Here is a 2,113-nt window from a genome sequence, read left to right on the forward strand (position 1 = left end):
CGGGATGGTGCACGACATCAGCGTGAGCGGGCTGTCGATTGCCGTCGACCGGCCGATTGCCGCAACCGGCGAACCCTTGCGCGTGCTGCTTCCGTACGCAGCGGGCGACCGGGTCGAATTGCTGGCGCTCGACGGCACGGTGCGGGCCGTCCATGCCGACCCGGCGGCGCCTGCGCTGACGCTGCATCACGCGGCATTCGGCGAGATCGGCGCCGACGACCTGATCCGCCTCAAGGCGCTGCTGTTCGACCGGCTGATGGCGGCGTCGGATGCCGATCGGCGGCGCTGAGGCGCGGCCGGGCGCGCGGGGTGCCGTGTCGCGGTATTCGGTGCACGAACACGGATAATCATCTGATGATTCAATGGATTCCGCACCGATTGTATATTTTTCGTCAACAGTGAATTCGCGATTTAAGTATTTACCCTGATAGCGTGGCCTCCTAGACTTCTACTCATGCGCAACGACCCCGAGTCCGAAGCGCCTGACAAAACAATTCTGGAGGTAACGCATCATGAAGTCGCTGATCAAGGCAGTTGCACTGGCCGCTCTGGTGGCCGCACCGGTCGTCTCGTTCGCACAGAGCCAGCAGCCGCTGACGCGCGCGCAAGTGCGCGCCGAGCTGGTCCAGCTCGAAAAGGCGGGCTACAACCCGAACGACTGGATGAACTACCCGGAAAACATCCAGGCCGCTCAGGCAAAGATCGCCGCCGCGCAGAACACCGGCGCGCAAGCTGATGCAACGGGCTACGGCGCGAACCCTGCCGCTGTGTCGCAGTCGGGTCAGCGCGTGGTCGTGCCGGCCGCAACCGACCGTTCGTCGGTGTTCTTCGGCCACTAAGCCGATTGCCATGCGGCGGCTTGTGCCGCCGCTGGACGCATCGCATTGCAAAGAGCCCGCACTCGGTTGGAGTGCGGGCTCTTTGCATTGGAACGCCGCGGCGCGATGCTTTCAGCCGCGGGGAAAGCGCAGGACATGCGAAAACTGGCGATGGGTCCATGCGATATCGACCCGTGCCGATAATCATGTCGCATGCAACGTAGGCCGGATACGCTTCCGCGTTGCATCGTTGGGGTACGATCGCCGGAGGCTGGAATAGCGGTTTCGATCAACGGAGAAGCGATGCGCCTGTATTTGGTCAGCGGAACAGTGTCAAATTTGCGCTTTTCGCGCGAGGCGTATTCGGCATCAAAATTTCAAAAATTCGAAGAGACGGCAGCGGAATTCGCGCCTTTGGTGTTTGAGGCCCTGAGTGAAAATGGCATGGCGACGCAGAGCGATCCTGACAGGGTCCGCCCCAAACCACCCAAGGGTTACTGGATCGAGATAGAGGTGGCGGGGCGAGCGCTCAAAGGCTGGTTCGGCAGTATCTCGATCGAGAATGGCGGGCATGTCGACGCCGTCTGTGACGAAAACGGATTGTTGATGGCGCTTCACAACCCGTTTGCGAGGCTGATCGTATTCAAGCCGCCTTGCCCTGACGGCCTGAAGCCCGTTTTCAACCGATCCTTGCTTTACGCGTACCTTGCCGTGACCGCGCTTTTATTTTTTGGCCAAGCCTTGGTGCTTGCGTTCGTGGTATCCACATGGGGCCTGTTTTTTGACGCAATGCCGATCCTGCTGGCAACGACGATGTCTGTTGTGGCGCTCTTCGTGCTTTTGGCCTTCCGCGGTGAATTGATCAATGGGCGGAGAACCAGAAAGATTCTCAAGTTGCTCGGTTTGTCGGATACGGCGAGCAAACTGACGGCGGAATACATCGGCACCGGTTACGCGTACCGCTACTGACGGTTTGGGCCCGAATCTCCGGCCTCTTTCGAGCCGGCGATTGGGGTGGCTGCGCGATCGTTCCATCAGGCGAATCCAGGGTTTCAGCCGCGAGCCAACCCACAAAAACGTGCGTTGCCGGCATCCCTGAAATCGATGCGACGGGTTCACGCATGGGCGTCAATACCACCCATCGTCACCGCGCGGTATTCGCCTGCCGAGCCCGCGTCGCGAGCACCGCCGCGACTCCGCCGAGGATCGCGGCCGATGCGAGCGCGAGCCGCCATGTCGGCTGTTCCGACAGGAACAGCACGGCGCCGCACGCGGCGATGGGCGGAACGGAGAGC

3 protein-coding genes and 1 pseudogene are annotated in these 2,113 nt (G+C 61.4%); 3 read left to right on the plus strand and 1 reads right to left on the minus strand.

Translation table 11 applies throughout. The features are described from left to right. From JYJ84_RS34970 to JYJ84_RS34980, 3 genes are all read left to right on the plus strand, one after another. Positions 1 to 289 (plus strand): PilZ domain-containing protein (locus JYJ84_RS34970; RefSeq protein WP_205190152.1); only part of this gene is annotated, 289 nt, incomplete at its 5' end. Between the two features lie 223 nt (positions 290 to 512). After that, positions 513 to 839 (plus strand): DUF4148 domain-containing protein, encoded by a 327-nt coding sequence (locus JYJ84_RS34975; RefSeq protein ID WP_122946990.1) that lies wholly within the window; start codon positions 513 to 515, stop codon positions 837 to 839. 282 nt (positions 840 to 1,121) lie between these two features. Next, positions 1,122 to 1,787, plus strand: a complete 666-nt coding sequence (locus tag JYJ84_RS34980) for a hypothetical protein (protein ID WP_175222059.1) — start codon at positions 1,122 to 1,124, stop codon at positions 1,785 to 1,787. A 175-nt stretch (positions 1,788 to 1,962) separates the two neighbouring features. On the opposite strand, the pseudogene JYJ84_RS38105 reads toward JYJ84_RS34980, so the two are convergent. Then, a pseudogene (locus JYJ84_RS38105) lies at positions 1,963 to 2,113 on the minus strand (EamA family transporter); the annotation flags it as partial.

Source organism: Burkholderia sp. LMG 13014, assembly GCF_905232215.1.
Lineage (GTDB): Bacteria > Pseudomonadota > Gammaproteobacteria > Burkholderiales > Burkholderiaceae > Burkholderia.